At 32.6% G+C, this 22,138-nt stretch carries 12 protein-coding genes and 1 pseudogene; 9 read left to right on the forward strand and 4 right to left on the reverse strand.

Features of this window, described 5'->3' with window-relative positions; translation table 11 throughout:
• Window positions 1-120 (forward strand): annotated as a pseudogene (locus Q0842_RS04920) (fructose-6-phosphate aldolase); the annotation flags it as partial.
• Window positions 121-204: 84 nt separating this feature from the next.
• Here Q0842_RS04920 and Q0842_RS04925 read toward each other — a convergent pair.
• The 4 genes from Q0842_RS04925 to Q0842_RS04940 form a co-directional block, all read right to left on the reverse strand.
• Window positions 205-3,075: an alpha-amylase family glycosyl hydrolase gene (locus Q0842_RS04925; RefSeq protein WP_298494960.1), complete on the reverse strand. Its 2,871-nt coding sequence runs from the start codon at window positions 3,073-3,075 to the stop codon at window positions 205-207.
• Window positions 3,076-3,157: 82 nt separating this feature from the next.
• Window positions 3,158-4,507, reverse strand: a complete 1,350-nt coding sequence (locus Q0842_RS04930) for a SusE domain-containing protein (protein ID WP_298494962.1) — start codon at window positions 4,505-4,507, stop codon at window positions 3,158-3,160.
• 20 nt (window positions 4,508-4,527) lie between these two features.
• Window positions 4,528-6,075, reverse strand: a complete 1,548-nt coding sequence (locus Q0842_RS04935; protein WP_298494964.1) for a RagB/SusD family nutrient uptake outer membrane protein — start codon at window positions 6,073-6,075, stop codon at window positions 4,528-4,530.
• Between the two features lie 12 nt (window positions 6,076-6,087).
• A complete protein-coding gene (locus Q0842_RS04940) occupies window positions 6,088-9,192 on the reverse strand; it encodes a TonB-dependent receptor (RefSeq protein ID WP_298494966.1) in 3,105 nt (1,034 codons plus the stop codon).
• Window positions 9,193-9,430: 238 nt separating this feature from the next.
• On the opposite strand from Q0842_RS04940, the gene Q0842_RS04945 reads away from it, so the two are divergent.
• The 8 genes from Q0842_RS04945 to Q0842_RS04980 all read left to right on the forward strand — a co-directional run bounded on the left by Q0842_RS04945 (window position 9,431) and on the right by Q0842_RS04980 (window position 22,079).
• Entirely contained in the window at window positions 9,431-10,504 is a 1,074-nt protein-coding gene (locus tag Q0842_RS04945) for a LacI family DNA-binding transcriptional regulator (protein ID WP_298494968.1), read from the forward strand.
• Between the two features lie 178 nt (window positions 10,505-10,682).
• Complete coding sequence (locus Q0842_RS04950) at window positions 10,683-12,053, forward strand: MFS transporter (RefSeq protein WP_298494970.1); 1,371 nt, start codon at window positions 10,683-10,685, stop codon at window positions 12,051-12,053.
• Complete coding sequence (pgmB, locus tag Q0842_RS04955; RefSeq protein ID WP_298494972.1) at window positions 12,053-12,715, forward strand: beta-phosphoglucomutase; 663 nt, start codon at window positions 12,053-12,055, stop codon at window positions 12,713-12,715. The genes Q0842_RS04950 and pgmB overlap by 1 nt, the downstream gene beginning before the upstream one ends.
• Window positions 12,716-12,722: 7 nt before the next feature.
• Window positions 12,723-15,032 carry a glycoside hydrolase family 65 protein gene (locus tag Q0842_RS04960; protein ID WP_298494974.1) on the forward strand — a complete coding sequence of 770 codons (2,310 nt, stop codon included), beginning with the start codon at window positions 12,723-12,725 and terminating at the stop codon, window positions 15,030-15,032.
• Between the two features lie 20 nt (window positions 15,033-15,052).
• Complete coding sequence (locus tag Q0842_RS04965; RefSeq protein WP_298494977.1) at window positions 15,053-17,170, forward strand: glycoside hydrolase family 97 protein; 2,118 nt, start codon at window positions 15,053-15,055, stop codon at window positions 17,168-17,170.
• A 116-nt stretch (window positions 17,171-17,286) separates the two neighbouring features.
• Window positions 17,287-19,164 carry a glycoside hydrolase family 13 protein gene (locus Q0842_RS04970; RefSeq protein ID WP_298494979.1) on the forward strand — a complete coding sequence of 626 codons (1,878 nt, stop codon included), beginning with the start codon at window positions 17,287-17,289 and terminating at the stop codon, window positions 19,162-19,164.
• Window positions 19,165-19,219: 55 nt separating this feature from the next.
• A complete protein-coding gene (locus Q0842_RS04975) occupies window positions 19,220-20,200 on the forward strand; it encodes an alpha/beta hydrolase-fold protein (RefSeq protein WP_298494981.1) in 981 nt (326 codons plus the stop codon).
• A gap of 1 nt (window position 20,201) precedes the next feature.
• A complete protein-coding gene (locus tag Q0842_RS04980; protein WP_298494984.1) occupies window positions 20,202-22,079 on the forward strand; it encodes an alpha-amylase family glycosyl hydrolase in 1,878 nt (625 codons plus the stop codon).
• The last annotated feature ends 59 nt before the right edge of the window (window positions 22,080-22,138 follow it).

Genomic DNA, 22,138 nt, shown 5'->3' on the forward strand with positions numbered 1-22,138 from the left:
AAATTAGGAAGTGATGTTATGACAGGTCCTTTATCGGCTATTAAAGGATTATTAAAACACCCTTTAACAGATATTGGGTTAGCTAAATTTTTAGCAGATTATAAAAAAGGAAATAGTTAAAATACTATCATTTTATAAAAGTTAAAAAGCTTCTCAATTCCAATATGGAATATGAGAAGCTTTTTTATTAAACAAACTACAAGACTATATTTTTATAAGTTTTATAGTGTTTACTTCACCTAAATCGTTAGTCACTTTAACTAAGTAAATGCTTTGATTTAGGTTTGATATGTTGAATTCAAATCCTTTTTGGAAATCACCTTTAAAAGTTTTTACCAATTTTCCAGTTATAGAATAAATATTTAAAACTTCTATGTTTTTATTTATTTTAAATGAATTTTTTGTAGGATTAGGAAATACTTTTAAGCCAGATTGTTTATCAACCTTATTTGTTGTTAATGTTGATGCTTTATTTCCATAAACTTTAAATTCACCAGGAGCTAGGTTTATAGATGATATAGCACCATCAATAGTAGTTGTTCCTGAATTATCCATTAAATCATACCAATCTCCAGAATAAGGGAAGTTAGGATTTACAGATTGTGTAGTAACTGAAAAATTTGCTAGTACAATAACATTTTTTAATTCGGTACCAGAAGCGTTTTCATCACCTGTATAAATACTTATTCTAGGGGTTTGCGTGCCAGAAGTAATATTGTAATCTCCTTCAAAAACAGCTTCATTAATTTTTAAAGAATTTAACCTTGCCCAATCATTATAAATTTGGCTTCTATTAGTATCACTTAACCAGTTATTTACCCATTGTGGTTGGGGTTTTGTGTCTAGTTTACAATCACCATCTCCGTTGCCATCATAATCTGAATTAACGGCTCCGTTTGAGCACATCCAAATAGAGTTTTCCATGCCTAAATCTGCAAAATGCCAAACCATTTTTGGTCCAGGAACAGTAAGTGTTACAGCTCCTAAAGCAGACATTCTTTCTAAAGCAGTATTCAATTCAAATCCCGAACCACTATTTCCAAACTCCATCATTTCATACATGATTCTGTCTTTATCATGACTTTCTGGGTAACCAAGTGTTCGCTTTTCAGTAAAACCATGAGCCGTATGGCCCATTCTGTCAAAATTTATATCACTAGATTGGCCTTGAGCAAGGTTTTTATATGGTGTCCACATTTCGCTCCACATCATAATACCTTTAGGAATAGCGTCTCCAAGTCTGTAATTAGCCCATTGTTTTTCTTCAGTATCTCCACCCAAATGCTCAAATATAACATAATGAGTTTCATCTAAACTCCAAGAGTAATCGGCATAATCTTTTAAAATATCAACACGGTCTTGTTGAAAGCTATTTGTACATCCTTCATCACCAGAAGAACAATTTTGTGTGAATCCTTTGGTTAAATCCCAACGGAAACCATCAATATTAAACTCTTCTATCCAATGTTTTACAACACGTTTTGTGTAAACTTTTGTAAAAGAATTTGAATGGTCGAAATCCGAGCCAACACTATAGGTGTGTTTTGCGGTTTCGTTAAAATAAGGGTTTTCTGAACTTGGTTCTCCCCATCCATCGTTATCTGAATCGTTCATCCACATGCGAACCATTGGGTTTCTACCAAATGCATGGTTTAATGCTACATCTAGAATTACTGCAATACCATTTTGGTGACAAACATCTACTAGTTCTTTAAATTTATCTTCGGTTCCGTAAAACTTATCCAAAGCCATGTGAAATGAAGTGTTATAACCCCAACTCTCATTGCCTTCAAACTCCATTACAGGCATTAGTTCAATAGCATTAATATTTAAGTTTTTAAAGTAGTCTATTTTATCAATAATATCTTGAAAGTTTCTATCGGCATTAAAATCACGAATTAAAACTTCATAAATTACTAAATCTTCTTTTTTAGGTTTATTGAAATTAGTAACCTGCCAATTATATGGTGTTTTTCCAGTTTGTAATACAGTAACCTCACGTTCTTGACCAGCAGGATAAGCCGGTAAGCTTGGATATGTTGATGCTGGAATATATGGATCATCAAAAGGTGATAAAACTAAAGTAGAATAAGGATCTGCTGTTTTAACTAGTGCCGGTGAATTTGCTAATGGTGTTTTATCTACAACCCAATATTGGTAGGTTTCAATTTGTCCTGGCGTTAATCCTGTTAATGTTATCCAGAATTTGTTATTTCTTGAAGGGTCGCGTTTCATAGCATAACTAGTATCTGGTTGCCAGTTATTAAAACTACCTGCTACATAAACAAAATCTTTGCCTGTAGCATAAAGTACTAAAGTTGCCGTAGTTGGGTCGTTATCATCATAGGTAATACCATCTAAATACGTTTGTGGCATAACACTAAAATTCGAACCTGGATCTACAATAACCGAAAATGATTTGGTTTTTGTTGTACCAGCAACAGTAGCTTCAAGTGTGTAATTTTTATTTGTAGTAATATTTGTATCTGTATATGAATAAGAAGTAACACCAGATTGTGAGTTAATGGTACTGCCATCGACTTTTAATACGTAATCTGCATTGCCACCAGTATTTGATGCTGAAATGCTAAGATTACTTCCAGAATTTAAAATGGTTGTGGTATTGGTAGGTGTGCTTAATGATAACTGAAAAGCTCCAACATCTTCTAATATATCTTGAGATTTTTTATCGCCTGAACCATCTTTAGCTTTTATTAAAAAGCCAATTCTTCCAATCCCAGTTCTTGAGAAAAATGAGGTTGGTGTAAAAGAAATTGTATAAGTATCTGAACCACTATTATAAGTGAATCTATTTGTTTCGCTTGAGTTGTCCCAAGAGCCATTAGTTGGGCAATCTTGTTGTGCGGTTAAATTAGTATCATAAGACCAAGCCCATAAGTAAAGAGCATTACCAGTAATGTCCCAAGTTACTTCGTTAACACTACTACCTTGAATTGTAATGGTAATATTATCACTTTCTTCAAAAGGAGAGGGTGTTACAGAATAAGTAACGTTTTGTTGTTGCGCGAAACACCAATTAGTAAATAATAAAAAAATAAGTATTAGTTTCTTCATAGCATTAAGTTTTATAAAAAAAGGGGTTACAGCACCTAACTTGCAACCCCTTTTAATTAGTTTATATCTTTTTTATAAGAGCTTACCTTGAACCTAAGTAATAAACAGGTCCAGCAGCATCATTAAAATCTATAGAAACTACATAGTTTCCAGCAGTAACAGCAATATTGTTATCAGCATCTTGATCTAGAATATTATCAAGATTTGCATCTCCATAATCACCACCCCAATCATTATTCATACGGAATTTAATTTCGCCATCAACCATAGTAAGATTTTCAGCATAAAACACGCCAGGTTGAATTTCTGTTAAGCTTCCATCAGGTGTTGCTCCCCAATCATTGTAACCAGACCCTACAGCACCCCAAACGGTTGCTTCTTCAATAGTGTAAGAATTGTCATTTAGGTTTATAGTTATTAAATAGTGTCCGGCAGTTGATGCAATATTATTATCAGCATCAGTATCTAAAACACCATCAAGAGTTGCATCACCAAAATTAACATCCCAAGCATTATTCATACGGAATTTAATTTCGCCGTCTAATAATTGAACACCAACTTTAAAAGTATCGGTTGTATAATCATAGTAGAATTTTGCATCAGGAGTTGCACCCCAATCGTTATATCCAGATCCTACAACACCCCATGAATATGGCTCAATTGTATAAGAGTTATCGTTAGTATCGATAGTAATTTTGTAATCTCCAGCAGTAACAGCAATATTGTTATCTGGGTCTGCATCTAATACACCATCTAAATCAGCATCACCTAAATCACCACCCCATTCGTTATTTTCTCTAAATTTAATTTCACCATCTACTAAGTTTACATAAGAAACAATGACACCAGGCACAGCTGTAGTGTAAAATTTAGCATCAGCAAATGCGCCCCAGTTATTATAACCAGAACCAACTACACCCCAAGAAGCAACTTCAAAAGCACCACCACCTTCTACTATTTCAGGTAAAACTACTGTAAGTTCTTGTATTGCAGAATATGTTGGTAAGCCTTCAGTTCCAACAAATCCTTTTACTCTAAAGTAAAGTGTTCCTGTATTTGGTAAATCTGTATTAGGGTCATTATCTAAACCAGCTTCTGTAGCAAATTCAAGCATTTTTCCAATAGTTACAGCAAGTTCATTTCCTCCTGTAGTTCCAACTTGTTTTGCGTCTGTAAAATCCCCTAATATTGAATTTTCCAATTCGTAAGTTACATTTGTTGGTACGCCAAAGTTAGCATCTTGCCAAGTAAAGCGTTCACCCAAATTGTTTGAAGCTGCAACCGTTAGTACATACTCCTCTAAAAAAGAATTAGAGAACATGATGCCTTCAACAGGTGCTTGAGCGGTGAATACTAAATCATCATCTTGATCACAGGCAGTAAAGCCTATGAATGCAATTAATAAGAGTGATAAAAGTTTTATATTTTTCATAATCGTTTATATTTAGTTTTTTAGAATCCTGGGTTTTGAGTTAAATTTGGGTTAGCTTGTAATGCAGAAGAAGGAATTGGATATAATTTATAAGTGGCTGGAATTGATGTGCCATCTTTTACACCACCTTTCCATGGCCATAAATATTTGTTTCCTGTAAACATTCCAAATCGTATTAAATCTGTACGTCTGTGACCTTCTAGGTTTAATTCTCTTCCACGTTCATCAATTATAAATTGCTCAGTTAAATCTGTTTGTGTTATAGGGCTAGCTTTTGATCTTGTACGAACATTATTTACATAAGTTACAGCAGTTCCCATATCTGCACCTGCAGCACCTCTAACAGCACATTCAGCATACATTAAGTAAGCATCGGCTAGTCTAAATAAAGGAAAGTCTGTTGGAGAAAAACTTGAAGGTAAAGAAGTTCCTGTTAAGTTAGTATTTCTAAATTTGATAGAAGGATAACCATCAGTCCATTCTTTATAGTCTTCCATTTCGTAATTGTGACCTTCAGTCCAAAATAATTTTGCTCTTTCGTCTGATGTAGTTCCTAAATCACCAAATAAACCATACCAAGCTTTGCTCGATCTGTGACCACCCCAACCTTCAGTAGCTCCAAATTGAGCTAAAGGCGTTGTATCTGCGTTTAAGCTTCCATTAACTATGTAAGTAGTGTTTCCGTAACTTTGACTTACTTGTGCATCAGCAATTAATGGAAATATAATTTCTGTAGACGAATCATTATCTGCTGAAAATATACTCACGAAATCTGTTGCTAATGAATAAGGGCCTTCTGTAATTACTTTATTAGCATAAGTCGCTGCTTCACCATATCTAGGAGTTCCTGTATACACTTCGGCATTTAAATATAATTTTGCTAATAACATTTGTGCAGCACCTTTGGTTGCTCTACCATAAGTATTTGTTTCTGGTAATAAAGGTTCTATAGCTAATAATTCAGATTCAACAAAGTCAAACAATTCTTGTCGTGATGCTTCAGGTAAAGATTCTGTTTGACCAAAAGTGTCTTCAGTAGCTAAAACTCCTTTTCCGAATACATCTATAAGATAATAGTTTGCTAAAGCTCTAATAAAACGTACTTCAGAATTAATACCTTCTTTGTTTTCTAAATCTACATTAGGTAGAATAGAAAGTAAGTTATTACATTGAGGGATTGTAAAGAAAATTCTATTGTATAAATATCTAAAGAATTTGTTCTCAGGTGTCCAGTCTGTAGTAGTAGTTAATTGATCAAGACCATTATCACCCCATCTATTTTTCATAGCATCTGCAGCGAAATCCTGAAGGTTAACAATACCTCTTAAAAAAGGTGATTCACCAGCATCGTCACTAATATCTGAACTACCAGGGCCATCTGCTCCAGAAAGTGCAAAAGAACCGTAAAGTCTTGATAATATGCCCTCAACTGCTTGTGGGTCTTGAGCTAGAAGCTCATCAAGAGATAATTCAATAATTGGTTTTGTGTTTAAATCATCTGTGCAACTTATGTTAACAGTGAAGATTACTACTAAACCAAATAGTAATTTTAAAGTTTTATTTTTCATAATTTTCATAGTTTAAAAATCAACATTAATACCTAAATTATAAACTGTTGCTCTAGGATAGAAGTCGTTATCAATCCCTGTGAAATTTTCTGGATCTTGTCCCGAATAATTTGTAATTAAGAAAGGATTGTTAACAGCACCATATATTTTAAGCGTTGCATTTTTTATAACATTACTTAACGTATGGCCAAGTACAATATTTTCGCATCTTAAGAATGAAGCACCTTCAATAAAGTAATCTGAATATTGAACAGGATCGACAATATCTGTAAATACTGGATTTGCTTCACCAGTAAAGAAATTTAATGTGTTGTTAAACGAATTGCCATCTAAAGATAGTGCATTTTCTACAGCACCATGAGTTAAACGTCTTGAGTTATAAATTTCACCATCTAACTGGCCTCTAAAGCTAGCACTTAAATCCCAGTTTTTGTAGTTCATATTAAAACCAAAACCAAAAGTCCAGTTAGGTTGTATAGCTCTATAGTATCTGTCAGCTTCAGTAATTCTACCATCATCATTTAAATCTACAAAAGATCCTAGAATTGGGTCTCCAGCTGTATCATAAACTTGTTTTAACACCCAAGCAGAACCTGCTTGTTCGCCTAAAGCATGTCTTAGAAGGATATTTCCTGTTCCTATGGCTAAGCCACCATCTTCTGCATTAATTTGTTCTGCACCTTTTAAATCTGTTACTTCGGTAATATTATATGAAAGGTTACCGTTAAAAGATAGATTGAAAACTTCATTTTGTATAGGGTTTAAGTTTAAGTTTAATTCAAAACCTTTACTTTCTGTTGAGCCCACATTTTGAATAACCTGATCACTTAATGCTTGTCCTGGTGGTACATTTGTTAGAACTAATAAATCTGTGGTTTCTCTTTTAAAGATATCAAAAGAACCAGAAAGGAAACTGTTTGTAAAGAAATCAAAATCAACACCCGCATTATAAGTGGTTGTTTTTTCCCAAGTTAAATCTGGGTTAAATTCTTTAGCGTTATATAAATTAACACCTGTTATGTATTGACTTTGTGGAGAACCTATTTCAAATAATGGAATAGATGGATAAAAACCAACTTGCCCAGATATATCTTGTTGTCCCGTTTCACCCCATCCAAATCTTAACTTAAAATCGTTAACAAAGTTTATATCTTTTAAGAAACTTTCCTCTTTAACCTTCCAAGCTAAAGCAGCAGAAGGAAAATAACCCCAACGATTATCTTCTGTAAAGAATGATGATCCATCTGCTCTTAAAGATGCTGTAACAAGATATTTGTTGTTTAGATTAATATTTGCTCTACCAAAGAAAGATTGAAGGTTTAGCTCGTTAAAATATCTGTTATTAGGATTTAAAGGGTCGAAATTAATTACTCTTTGGCCAGTTACTGGGTCGTTTTGGTATTCATCTTTAATACCATCATTTTTAAAATTTTGGTAAGAATAACCTGCTTGTACATCAAAGTTATTGATAAAAGATTCTTCAAATTCTTTTCTATAAGCTAAGTAAGATTCCATAGTAACATTAGTAATATGTTGGTTTTCACCAAAGCTTTTTCCTGGATTAAAAATATATGTCCCAGCAGGAACATTGGTATCAGGAACTAACGTATATGCATTGATAGCATTTTCGGCGAAATTTTCAGTAATCTCTGCTCTAGAAGCTTCTAAACCTAAATTCACAATAGCGCGTAATTCTGGTAAAAAGTGCATCTTATAATCTAGTTCTATATTACCAAGTATACGATTTACTTTTTCTGGGCGTGTTCTTTGAAGTAATACACCTAAAGGATTTCCTGCTCCAATTTTTGCATTTGGGTCGTTAGGATTGTCTGATGCTTGTAATTGCTGATAGAAACCACCAAAAATTGAATTTGCATCATAAATTGGTTTTGTAGGATCCATGGAGATAGCTCCACCTAAAGCAGCACCATCATCAATAGAGTTTTTATCTACAACAGTTCCTTTAGCATTAATATCTACTTTTAAGTGATCGTCAAAAAACTTAGGCGTTAATCTTAACGATGCTGTAATTCTTTCGTAATCATTAGTTCTTACAACACCTTCGGTTTCATTATAACCAATAGAAGCTCTAAAAGGAATTTTTTTCAATAAATTAGCTCTTACACCAAAGTTGTAATCTTTAGTCACAGCTGTTCTGTATATAACATCTTGCCAATCTGTATTATAAATAGCTCTATCACCACTTGGTGTGCTAATAATTTGTGAAACAGATTGATTAGTATCTACACTTCCAACAGGTACACCTAAAGCTTCTATGTTTTCTGGAAAGTATGTTTGTGCGAATGATACAAACTCATCACCATTCATAACTTGAATCTGGTCTCTTGAGCTCACATTGCTTAAAGATGTTCTTGCAGAGAAATTAAATTTAGCTTCTCCAGAAGTTCCTTTTTTAGTAGTAATAATAAGTACACCATTAGAAGCACGCGAACCGTAAATAGCAGTTGCAGAAGCATCTTTTAGTACACTAAAACTTTCAATATCATTTGGGTTTATTAAACTTAAAGGGTTACCTACACCAGCAACACCACCATTATCTAATGGTACACCGTCAATAACAATTAATGGCGCGTTATTACCAGAAAGCGATGATCCACCTCTAATTCTAATATTTGGAGCGGCATCTGGTTGTCCACCAGCACTAGTAATTCTAACACCTGCAGCTTTACCTTGTAGTAATTGATCTGGAGAGACAACAGCACCTTGGTTAAAGTCTTTAGACGAAATAACATCAACAGCACCAGTTAGGTCTTCTTTTTTAACACTACCATAACCAATAATAACAATCTCATCTAATTGAGAAGTATCTTCGGTTAATTGAATGTTTAATTTTGATTGCCCTGAGTAGATAACTTCTTGCGATTGGTATCCAATATAGGAAAATACAATAACGTCTCCATTATTTGCTTCAATACGGTAATTTCCATCAAAGTCTGTTGCGGTACCAGTACTGGTTCCTTTAACAACAACATTAACTCCTGGGAGTGGAATTGAAGTGGATTGTTCTGTTACCGTTCCTGTAAGTGGTGTTTGCCCAAATATGTGGACGGGAGCCAAAAACAGAAAAAACAGTAAACTATTAAAAATTGTCTTCATACAAATTAGTTTAGTTAATAAGTCATTTTAATTTAGTTATATTTTCACTTCTCGATATCAAAGCTATGTAAAGAAATTGTAAACAAGTAAATAAGTATTACGAAATATTTAACGAAAACGTTTTCGTGTTAACAACTTTTCAAAATATATACCTTATTTTGATAAAACCATAATAACTGTTTTGTTTAAATAATCTTATATATTTACAAAATCATATGAATTATTACTAATTTAGAGTATGAAAAGAAAGATAACATTAAAGCAAATTGCAAAAGAACTAGATGTCTCTGTTTCAACAGTTTCAAAAGCTTTAAGTAATAGCAAAGAAATTAGTGAGGACACTACTCAAAAAATTCAAGCGTTTGCAAAACTTTATAATTACAAACCAAATAACATTGCGCTTAGTTTAAAAAACAGAAAAACTAAGACCATTGGGATTTTAATTCCAGAGATTGTACATCACTTTTTTTCGACCGTTATTCGCGGTATAGAACGAGTAGCCAATCGTCGTGGATATAATGTTATTGTTGGGTTATCAAACGAGTCTTTTACAAAAGAAATTATTAACATGGAAATGCTCGCTAATGGTAGTATTGATGGGTTTGTGCTTTCTATCTCAAAAGAAACTTTATTAAAGCAAGATTATCATCATTTTAATGCTACAATAAATCAAGGTATTCCTATTGTGATGTTTGATAGGGTGGTGAACGAAGTGGATTGTGATAAAGTTATAGTTGATGATTTTAATGGTGCAGTAAAAGCCGTAAATAAACTCTTAGAAAACGGATGCAAAAATATTGCATTAATTACCACTATGGATTATGTAAGTGTAGGGAAATTAAGAACTCAGGGTTATTTAGAAGCTTTACAAAACAATGGGATTATACCAGATTCTAATTTAATACTTAAAATTGATGATAGTTTAGATGTAGAGAACAATCTTGATGTTTTAGAGATCGAAATAGCTCAGTTTTTTAAGTCTAATCCTAATATAGATGGAGTGTTTGCTGTTAATGAGCTTTATGCCGTTTCAGCAATGAAAGTTGCGAGAAAATTGGGGTTAAAAATACCAGACGATCTACAAGTTATAGGGTTTACTGATGGTGTACTTTCAAAACATGCCACACCAAGTTTAACAACGGTAAGTCAACATGGTCAGAAAATAGGGGAACAATCAGCAAATTTACTCATAGATAGATTGGAGGCTGAAGATAGTGAGACTGAGCAATACTTTACAAATAACGAGAAAAAAAGAGACTTTATTAAGATGGTAATTGAGACCGAAATTATCGAAAGAGAATCTACTAAATAGTTTCGTAACCAAAATTGGCAATTAGGAAATTCAAAATTCTTTTATATCTTTGATTCGAAATCAAAACTTATATTTTCACTTCTCACGTAAGTTTTGATAAGTAAAACATATTTAGTTCAAAGCTAAATTTGTTTTTATAACCGCTTATCAAATAGTATTCATTTAAACATACTATTTAATGGAAAAGCGCAGATTAAGTTTCTGGCAAATTTGGAACATGAGTTTCGGATTTCTAGGAATACAATTCGGATTCGCACTTCAAGGAGGCTTTATGTCTCGAATTTTTCAAACGTTAGGAGCAGGTCATGACGATATCCCATTGTTATGGATTGCAGCTCCTTTAACAGGATTGCTTGTACAACCAATTATTGGTTATTTAAGCGATAGAACTTGGCATCCTAAGTTAGGGAGGAGACGACCATACTTTTTAATTGGAGCTGTTTTAAGCTCGATTGCTTTGTTTTTTGTGCCTCACTCTTCGGCTTTATGGATGGCAGCAGGGTTTTTATGGATTCTCGATGCTTCTATAAATATTTCAATGGAACCCTTTAGAGCTTTAGTTGCAGATAAATTACCAGAGTCTCAACGGTCTTATGGATTTGTAGTTCAAACTTTAATTATAGGAATTGGTACTTGGATTGCAAGTAACCTCCCATGGTTAATTTCGCAATTGGGAGTTAGCGATTCTGCACCTCAAGGTGTTGTGCCAATGTCTGTGAAAGTGGCTTTCGCAATTGGTGGTTTTGTTTTTCTTATTAGTGTTTTATATACCATTTTTACAACTACAGAATACCCTCCAGAAGATATGGAGGCATTTGAAAAAGAAAAGCAAAAAAAGAATCAGTTTATACCAGATATTGTAAACAATATAGGGAATATGCCTAAAACCATGAAAAAGCTTGGTATCATTCAATTCTTTTCTTGGTTTGCCTTTTTCACCATGTGGAGTTTAGCAAACCCAGCTTTAACAGAACATGTGTTTAATGCACCAGCACCAATTGAAGCAAATTACAACATGGATATTCCTTTACAAAAAGAGGCTTTTAATGTTGCTAATACATCATTTCAAAAGGCATCAAACCTTGTTGGTTCGGCTATGGGAGTTTACGGGTTATCATCAATGGCGTTTGCATTGTTATTAACGTTTTACACTTCAAAAAAGAATATAAATAGAAAATACGTTCACATGGGGTCTCTAATTTTAGGAGGCTTAGGGTTTATTGGAATGTATTTAATTGAAAGTCCAGAAAATTTAAAATACTGTTTTATGCTAGTAGGAATAGCTTGGGGAAGTATTTTATCTATGCCGTATGCTATGTTATCAAGCTCTGTTGATCCTACAAAAATGGGCATGTTTATGGGGATTTTTAACATGTTTATTGTAATCCCTCAAATTATAGCGGCTTTAGGAGGTATTAATTATATCTCTGGTCTTATAGGAGAAGAAGCTATTAATGCCATGTTAGTAGCAGGCGGAAGTTTAATAATTGCAGGACTATGTAATTTCTTAATTACTAACAAATCAGCAATTTCATATCAATTAAAATAATGAACAAAATAGGAGTCATATTCGATTTAGATGGTGTTATAGTTGACACCGCCAAATATCATTTTTTAGCATGGAAAGACCTTGCAGATCATTTAGGTTTCGAGTTTACCGAAACACATAACGAACTTTTAAAGGGTGTTAGCCGTGTAAGGTCTTTAGAAATTCTTTTAGACATCGGGAACATAAAACTTTCTGATGAAAAAAAACAAGAGTTTTTAATTAGTAAAAACGAGCATTACTTGCAGTATATAAACAAAATGGGGCCAGAAGAAATTTTACCCGGAGCCAAAGAGCTATTAAATACTTTAGATGATTTAGGTATTAAATATGTATTAGGTTCTGCAAGTAAAAATGCACCATTAATCTTAAAACAAGTTAATCTATTAGATAGGTTTGCTGGTATTGTTGATGGTAATAGTGTAACTAAAGCCAAGCCAGATCCAGAAGTTTTTTTAATTGGAGTTAAAAAATTGAATTTACAACCAGAACATTGCGTTGTTTTTGAAGATGCCATTGCAGGTGTTGAAGCTGCAAATGCTGCAAACATGATATCAGTCGGAATTGGTGATGAAAAAACACTACATGAAGCCGATTTTAATTTTAATAATTTAACTGAAATTCCTAATAATTTTTTCACAGAGGTTATTTCAGAAAAAATATAGAATCATAATGAACCAGGATTATATAAAACCAGATAATTGGTCCATCATAGAAGAAGGGTTTGATGCAAGTCGCATTAAATCTTCAGAAAGTTTATTTAGCATAGGAAACGGTGCTATGGGGCAACGTGCTAATTTTGAAGAAGCATACTCCGGCGACACCTTTCAAGGAAGCTATATTGCTGGGGTTTACTACCCAGATAAAACCCGCGTAGGTTGGTGGAAAAATGGCTACCCAGAATATTTTGCAAAGGTATTAAATGCACCAAATTGGATTGGAATTAACGTGATTGTTAATGGTGAAAACTTAGATTTAAATACTTGTAAATCTGTAGATAATTTTAAACGCGAACTTAATATGAAAGAGGGTTGGTTGTCAAGAAACTTTATTGCAACCTTACCAAATAATATTCAAGTAGAAGTAAAAATAAAGCGTTTTTTAAGTTTAGATTTAGATGAAATAGGCGCTATAAATTATGAAGTAAAACCTTTAAATAATGATGCCGAAATTATATTTCAACCATATTTAGATTCTGGTATTACTAATGAAGATACTAATTGGGATGATAAATTTTGGGATACTACAGATGTTTGTCATTTAAACAATCAAGCTTTTATTCAGGCAAAAACCATGAAAACAGACTTTCATACTTGTACATTTATGGAGTCTGAAGTGTACATTTCAGGAAAGCCAATTTTGGTAGAACATAATATAAAAGCAGATTCAAATAAAGTGTCTTTTAGTTACGCATACTCTGTAAAAAAAGGCGAGACTTATAGTATACATAAATTTGGTGGTTATACAGTTGATAGAAATCATAATAAATCTGAAATAGTAAATATTGCCAAACAAGTTTTAAAAACGGCAACTAAAAAAGGTTTTAATCAATTACTTGAAGACCAAAAACAAGCTTGGTCAACTATTTGGGATATGGCAGACATTACTATTGAAGGTGATGTGAAAGCACAACAAGGTATTCGTTTTAATATTTTCCAATTAAATCAAACTTATTTGGGTAAAGATTCTAAATTAAATATTGGTCCTAAAGGGTTTACCGGAGAAAAATATGGAGGTAGTACCTATTGGGATACCGAAGCATATTGTATTCCTTTTTATATGGCAACTAAAGACCAAAAGGTAGCTAGAACGTTGTTAGAATATCGTTACAACCACCTAGAGAAAGCTATTGAAAATGCAGAAAAACTAGGTTTTAAAAACGGAGCAGCTTTATACCCAATGGTTACTATGAATGGTGAAGAATGTCATAACGAGTGGGAGATAACCTTTGAGGAAATACACAGAAATGGCGCTATAGCATTTGCTATTTATAATTACTATCGATATACAGGTGATTATAGTTATATACCAGAAAAAGGATTAGAAGTATTAATTGGTATTGCTCGATTTTGGCAACAACGTGCTACGTTTTCAACAGATAAAAACCAATATGTAATTCTTGGTGTTACTGGGCCAAATGAATACGAAAATAACGTTAATAATAATTGGTATACAAACTATTTGGCTAAATGGTGTATCGATTATACTTTAGAGCAAATTGAAAAGATAGAATTAGAATACGCTTCAGATTTTTCAAGAATAGCTAAAAAAGTAAAGCTCTCTGAAAAGGAATTAGCACTATGGAAAACCGTTGCAGATAATATCTATTTTCCATATTCAGAAAAGCATAAAGTGTTTTTACAACAAGATGGATTTTTAGATAAAGAATTAATTTCTGTTGAAGATTTGCCTAAGTCTGAAAGACCTATAAATCAAAAATGGAGTTGGGATAGAATTTTACGTTCACCATACATTAAGCAGGCAGATACTTTACAAGGGTTTTATTTTTTTGAAGATCAATTCTCTAATGAAGAATTAGAACGTCATTTTGATTTTTATGAGCCATTTACCGTGCATGAGAGTTCTTTGTCACCATGTGTACACAGTATTCAAGCCGCTAAATTGGATAGAATGGAACAAGCTTATACTTTCTATTTGCGTACCTCAAGATTAGATTTAGATGATTACAATCACGAAGTTCACGAAGGTTTACACATCACTTCAATGGCTGGAACCTGGATGAGTATTGTTGAAGGTTTTGGTGGAATGAGAATTAAAGATAATACTCTTTCATTCACTCCAAAAATACCAAAACAATGGAAAGATTATTCGTTTAAAGTGAATTTTAGAAATCACATTTTAAAAGTAAACATCGCTCAAAATAAAACAAATTTCGAGTTGTTAAGTGGCAGCGACCTTGAAATACTTGTAAATAATAAACCGGTATTACTTAAAAGTGATTCGTTACGTGCAGTAAGTTAATCTATATTAAAACCTAAAAGATGAAATCTCTAAATATATTAATTATAACCCTGTTTTTATCAGTCTTTAATCTCATTAGTGCGCAAGAATTAAAGTCACCAAATGGTGAGATAACAATGGTGTTTTCATTGCAAGAAAAAGGTGTTCCAACTTATGAATTGGTATACAAAAACCAAGATGTAATAAAACAAAGTCATTTAGGTTTAGAATTAAAAGAAGATGAAAAATCTTTATTAGATGATTTTAAAATTATAGACACTAAAAATGCAACTTTTAATAATACATGGAAACCAGTTTGGGGTGAAGAAAAAGAAATTAGAAACCATTATAACGAATTAGCTGTAAGCTTAAAACAAAATGAAACGGATAGAATAGTATTAATTCGTTTCAGATTATTTAATGAAGGTTTAGGGTTTCGTTATGAATTTCCAACACAACAAAATTTAGTTTATTTCACAATTAAGGAAGAGAAATCGCAATTTGCAATGACTGGCGATCATACAGCTTTCTGGATTCCGGGAGATTATGATACTCAAGAGTATGATTATACAGAGTCTAAATTATCAGAAATAAGTACAAAATTTGATAAAGCTGTTACTGGAAATGCTTCTCAAGAACAATTCTCAAAAACAGGAGTTCAAACAGCGTTAATGATGAAAACGGCAAAGGGTTTATACATCAATATTCATGAGGCAGCTTTAATAGATTATTCATGTATGAGTTTAGATTTAGATGTTGAAAATTTGGTTTTCGAATCGCATTTAACACCCGATGTTAATGGTGATAAAGGGTATATGCAAGCACCTTGTAATTCGCCTTGGAGAACCATTATGGTAAGTGATGATGCCAGAGATATATTGGAGTCAAGAATAACATTGAATTTAAATGAACCATGTGCTATTGAAGATACTTCTTGGATTAAACCAGTTAAATATATTGGTGTTTGGTGGGAAATGATTACCGGTAAAAGTTCTTGGTCGTATACTGATGATTTACCTGCAATTCAATTAGGAGTTACAGATTATTCTAAAGTAAAACCAAATGATACGCATGCAGCAAATATTACGAAGGTAAAACGCTATATCGATTTTGCTTCAAAGCATGGGTTTGATGGTGTTTTAGTTGAAGGTTGGAACGAAGGTTGGGAAGATTGGTTTGGAAAATCTAAAGATTATGTATTTGATTTTGTAACGCCATATCCAGATTTTGATGTTCAAGATATTCACAACTATGCAAAATCAAAAGGCGTTAAAATGATTATGCATCATGAAACTTCTGGTTCTACTAGAAATTATGAACGCCACATGGATAAAGCTTATCAATTCATGAAAGACAATGGTTATGATGCTGTTAAAAGTGGATATGTAGGTAATATTTTGCCACGAGGAGAGCATCATTACAGCCAATGGATTGTAAACCACTATCAATATGCTATTGAAAAAGCTGCCGATTATCAGGTTATGGTAAACGCTCATGAAGCAGTAAGGCCAACAGGAATTTGCAGAACATACCCAAATTTAATTGGGAATGAATCTGCAAGAGGTACCGAGTTTCAGGCTTTTGGTGGTTCAAAACCAAATCATGTAACCATATTGCCATTTACACGTTTAATTGGAGGACCAATGGATTATACGCCTGGGATTTTTGAAATGGATATTAGTAAACTAAACCCAAATAACAACTCTCATGTTAATAGTACTATAGCCAATCAATTAGCACTATATGTTACCATGTATAGCCCGTTGCAAATGGCGGCAGATTTACCAGAGCATTACGAGCAGTTTATGGATGCATTTCAGTTTATAAAAGATGTTGCGATTGACTGGGATGAAAGTGTGTACTTAGAAGCTGAACCAGGGCATTTTATAACAGTTGCTCGTAAAGAAAAAGGAAGTAATAATTGGTTTGTAGGTAATGTTAATGGAAACCTTGCTAGAACTTCAAGTATTAAGTTGGATTTTCTTGAAAAAGGAAAAAAATACAAAGCAACTATTTATGCTGATGCTAAGGATGCGAATTATAAATCAAATCCGCAAGCTTATACAATTAAAACAAAAATAGTAACAAGTAAATCAAAGCTTTCAATTTCATCAGTTCCAGCAGGAGGTTTTGCAATTAGTATTATAGGAATTAATTAAAAGATGAATTTATGAAAACTGTTTGTTTAATTATTCAAAAAAAAATAAAACAATCACTTTTGATTGGGTTAGTGTGTGTTTTTGCTTTAAATTTATCTTGTAAAAAAGAAAGTAACATGAATCTAATTGAGGCTGATGATGCATCAGCGATAGTTGAAAGTCATGATATTTCAAGAATTGAGCCTCTAAATTGGTGGGTTGGTTTTAAAAATCAGTCATTACAGCTTTTGGTTCATCATTCAAATATTTCTAAAAGCACTCCAGAAATTTCTTATCCAGGTGTATTTATAGACAAAGTACATCATGCAGATAGTCCTAATTATCTTTTTATAGATTTAACCATTTTAGAAACAGCAAAAGCTGGAAAATTCAATATTGTTTTTAAACAAGAAGGTGAAAAAGATTTAATTCATACATACCAATTAAAGTCTAGAGAAAAAGCTTCTGAAGATTATGTAGGTTTTAATAGTAGTGATGCTATTTATTTAATTACACCAGATCGATTTGCTAATGGCAATCCAGAAAATGATATTGATACTACTCTTAATGAGAAAACAATTAATAGAAAAGATAATTATGCTAGACATGGTGGAGACATCCAGGGTATAATTAATAACTTAAACTATATTGAAGACTTGGGTTTTACTGCAGTTTGGCCATGCCCTCTATTAACTAACAATATGCCTCAAGGTTCTTATCATGGTTACGCTGTGACAGATTTTTATGAAATTGATCCTCGCTTTGGGACTTTGGAAGATTATAAAAATTTATCTACTAAAATTTCTGAAAAAGGGATGAAGCTTATTATGGATCAAGTAGCAAATCATTGTGGTTTAGAACATTGGTGGATGAAAGATTTACCTTTTAAAGATTGGGTAAATCACCAAGAAAACTATGTAAATAATAAAAATAATTGGGATAATAGTAAAAGTATAACAACAAATCATAGACGCACAACAAATCAAGATATATATGCCTCTCAAATTGACAAAAATAATATGAAGGAAGGGTGGTTTGTGCCTTCTATGCCAGATTTAAATCAGCGCAATCCGTTTATGGCAAACTATACAATACAAAATAGTATTTGGTGGATTGAAACAGCAAATTTAGGCGGTATACGTCAAGATACATACCCTTATCCAGACAAACATTTTATGAGTCGTTGGGCTGGTGAAATTATGAATGAATATCCAAATTTTAGTATTGTTGGAGAAGAGTGGAGTTACAATCCGCTTTTGGTTGGGTATTGGCAAGATGGAGCCAATAATAGAGATGGCTACAAGTCTAATTTGAAATCGCCAATGGATTTCCCAATGCAAAATTTTATTGTTGAAGCTCTAAATGAACATGAAGAGTGGGATAAAGGCCTAGTTAAAATTTATCAAGGTTTGGCAAACGATTTTCATTATGCAAGTCCTAAAGACCTTCTGGTTTTTCCAGACAATCATGATATGAGTCGTATTTTTACCCAGCTAAAAGGCGATATAGAAAATACAAAGATGGCTTTGAGTTACGTTTCTATTTTGCCTCGAATTCCACAAATATATTACGGTACCGAAATTTTAATGAACGATTTTGATAACCCAGGAGATCATGGTTTAATCCGTACAGATTTCCCAGGAGGCTGGCATGGCGATACTGTTAATGCTTTTACAGGTGAAGGCTTAAGTGAAGCGCAAAAGGATATGCAGACCTTTTTAAAGAAACTTCTAAATTACAGGAAAAATAGCAAAGCCATTCATTACGGTGAAACCATTCATTTTGCACCAGAAAATGGTGTTTATGTGCTTTTTAGAATTTTAAATGATGAAATCGTGGTGCATATTATGAATAAAAATGATAAACCCGTTGAGCTAGATTTATCAAAATTTAAAGAAATTGGATTAAAAGGTAAGGCCGTAAAAAATATTATTACAGACTATCAATTTTTCTGGGGAGATAATATTACTCTAAATAAAAAAGGAAGTACCATTTTATCTACTAAATTAAATTAATTCAATTTTCTACAATAAAATTTTTCAGCATCCTAAATTTGAAATAAATACTAAAATGAAAAAGTTGTTTTTTATTGCCATATTATATTTTGGTTTCATTTCCTGTAAGGATAATAGAAAGCAAAATGATAATACACTTAAGCTCGATGAGCAAAAAGCTTATTTTATTAAAAAATTAGATAAAGCAAAATTGTCTAACGGAAAATTAATGCGTTTGGATAGTTTTTCTTCAAAATATATAAAACCCCGACCAGTAGATATATGGTTGCCTGATAATTATTCTGAAAATAAAAAACACGCCGTTTTATATATGCATGATGGGCAAATGTTATTCGATTCTACCACTACTTGGAACAAACAAGAATGGAAGGTTGATGAGTGGGCACTAAAACTAATGAATGAAAATAAAATAAAAGATTTTATCGTTGTTGCGATTCATAATATTAATGAAGAACGTTGGTCAGATTTATTCCCACAAAAGGCATTTGAGTTTTTAAATGAGAAGGATAAGGAGCTTATTAATAAGCAATCAAATAATATAAAGCATAGTAGTAAACTAAATGGCGATAACTATCTGAAATTTTTAGTAGAAGAACTAAAACCAATTATAGATTCTGAATTTGAGGTATATAAAAACATAGAAAACACAATTGTTATGGGGTCCAGCATGGGAGGGTTAATGAGTATGTATGCTATTTGCGAATACCCTGAAGTTTTTGGGGGTGCTGCATGCATGTCTACACATTGGCCAGGAGCAAACCCTATCGAAAATAATCCACTTCCTAAAGCTATATTTAAATACATGGAAGACAATCTGCCAAATCCCGAAACACATAAAATTTATTTTGATTATGGTACCGAAACCCTAGATGCTTACTACCCTGAGTATGCACCAACCGTTACCAAAATTTTAAAATTAAAAGGGTATTCCGAAAATAATTTTAAAAATTTAAAATTTCAAGGAACAAATCATTCCGAAAACTCATGGAATAAAAGATTGGATATACCTTTACGTTTTCTATTAGAAAAAAACTAAAATGAAATCAATAACATACATATTAATAGCAATAATGATAACAGGATTAAGCTGTACGAAAGAGAAGAAGGAGATTCGAAGTGATAATAATAGCGTAAAAATAACAAAGAAAAAATACGTGGTTTATCAGGTCTTTACTAGATTGTTTGGTAATACAAATACAACTAATAAACCTTGGGGCACTATAGAAGAAAATGGTGTTGGTAAATTCAATGATTTTACAATAAAAGCTTTAAACGAAATTAAAGATTTAGGCGTGAGTCATATATGGTATACAGGAGTGCCTCATCATGATGTTATAAGAGATTATAGCAAATACGGGATTTCAAATGATGATCCAGATGTAGTAAAAGGGCGTGCAGGTTCGCCTTATGCTGTTAAGGATTATTATAATGTAAATCCAGATTTAGCCGTTAATGTAGAAAAAAGATTAGAAGAATTTCAAGCACTTATAAAAAGGACACATGAGGCTGGTTTGAAAGTAATTATTGATATTGTTCCTAACCATGTGGCTCGAAATTATAAGAGTATTTCAAAGCCAGAAGGTGTCAGGGATTTTGGTGAAGATGATGATATATCTGTCGTTTACAATGTTAATAATAACTTCTATTATAATCCAGATGAGTCGTTTAAAGTACCAGTTTGGAAAAATGATTATTCGCCTTTAGGAAATGAAAAACACCCGCTTGAAGATGGTGAGTTTCCAGAAATGCCTGCAAAATGGACTGGAAACGGTTCTAGGTTATCACAACCAGATATGAACGATTGGTATGAAACTGTAAAAGTTAACTATGGTATTTCACCAGAAGGTAAAAAGGATTTTGACGAACTTCCCGACGGTTTTGAGAATGAAGATTATAAAACACATTATAATTTTTGGAAAGATAAAACGGTGCCTAATTCTTGGTTAAAGTTTAGAGATATTGCTTTGTATTGGTTGGATATGCAGGTTGATGGTTTTCGTTATGATATGGCAGAAATGGTGCCTGTTGAGTTTTGGAGTTTTATGAATTCATCCATCAAAATGAAAAATCCAGATGCTTTTTTATTGGCTGAAGTTTATAACCCTTCACTTTATAGAGATTATATAAAGAAAGGAAAAATGGATTATTTATATGATAAAGTACAGTTGTATGATACCATAAAAAGTGTTATGCAAGGAACCGGTAAAACAGATCATATTCCTCCAATTCTTGACGAGTTAAAAGATATTGAACACCACATGTTGCATTTTCTTGAAAACCATGATGAGCAACGTTTAGCAAGTTCTGCTTTTGCCGGTAATGCAGAAAAAGGTAAACCAGCAATGGTCGTTTCAGCAACTTCAACAACAGCTCCAACAATGATTTATTTTGGACAAGAAGTAGGGGAGGATGGCTCAGAAAATGCAGGGTTTGGCTTACCAACAAGAACTTCAATTTTTGATTATATAGGTGTTCCTGCTCATCAACGTTGGGTTAATAATAAGCAGTTTGATGGAGGCCAATTAACAAAAGAAGAAAAGCATTTAAGAGATTTTTATAAAAGAGTGTTAAACCTTACAATTAACAGTTCTGCTTTAGCTGGAAATTATCAAGATATTCATTTACATAATATACAAAATACACAATGGTATAATGATAAAGTACTATCATATGTGCGTTGGAGTGATGACGAGAAACTAATTATTGTTTCAAATTTTAACGACCAAAATACCTTTGGTTTTGAATTAAGTATTCCTGAAGATATTATTGAAAAATGGCACTTAAAAGATGGGGATTATGTAATTGAAGATCAATTGTATAAAGTTTATAAAACTAATTTAAAAGTTACTAAAGGAAAAGCTTTATTGAGGGTAGATGTTAAACCATTGGAGTCCTTTATTTTTAAAGTGAATTAATTTAATAATCAAATTCTTTGCCTGCTAGGTTTCTAAAGCCTAAAGGTTAAATAAACATA

This window comes from uncultured Algibacter sp., assembly GCF_947495675.1.
In the GTDB taxonomy this organism is placed as follows: Bacteria; Bacteroidota; Bacteroidia; order Flavobacteriales; family Flavobacteriaceae; genus Algibacter_B.

Bases quoted from the DNA above. Each gene is read 5' to 3' on its own strand.
- Q0842_RS04925 (WP_298494960.1), bottom strand. From the start codon at position 3,075: ATGAAGAAACTAATACTTATTTTTTTATTATTTACTAATTGGTGTTTC.
- Q0842_RS04930 (WP_298494962.1), bottom strand. From the start codon at position 4,507: ATGAAAAATATAAAACTTTTATCACTCTTATTAATTGCATTCATAGGC.
- Q0842_RS04935 (WP_298494964.1), bottom strand. From the start codon at position 6,075: ATGAAAAATAAAACTTTAAAATTACTATTTGGTTTAGTAGTAATCTTC.
- Q0842_RS04940 (WP_298494966.1), bottom strand. From the start codon at position 9,192: ATGAAGACAATTTTTAATAGTTTACTGTTTTTTCTGTTTTTGGCTCCC.
- Q0842_RS04945 (WP_298494968.1), top strand. From the start codon at position 9,431: ATGAAAAGAAAGATAACATTAAAGCAAATTGCAAAAGAACTAGATGTC.
- Q0842_RS04950 (WP_298494970.1), top strand. From the start codon at position 10,683: ATGGAAAAGCGCAGATTAAGTTTCTGGCAAATTTGGAACATGAGTTTC.
- pgmB (WP_298494972.1), top strand. From the start codon at position 12,053: ATGAACAAAATAGGAGTCATATTCGATTTAGATGGTGTTATAGTTGAC.
- Q0842_RS04960 (WP_298494974.1), top strand. From the start codon at position 12,723: ATGAACCAGGATTATATAAAACCAGATAATTGGTCCATCATAGAAGAA.
- Q0842_RS04965 (WP_298494977.1), top strand. From the start codon at position 15,053: ATGAAATCTCTAAATATATTAATTATAACCCTGTTTTTATCAGTCTTT.
- Q0842_RS04970 (WP_298494979.1), top strand. From the start codon at position 17,287: ATGAATCTAATTGAGGCTGATGATGCATCAGCGATAGTTGAAAGTCAT.
- Q0842_RS04975 (WP_298494981.1), top strand. From the start codon at position 19,220: ATGAAAAAGTTGTTTTTTATTGCCATATTATATTTTGGTTTCATTTCC.
- Q0842_RS04980 (WP_298494984.1), top strand. From the start codon at position 20,202: ATGAAATCAATAACATACATATTAATAGCAATAATGATAACAGGATTA.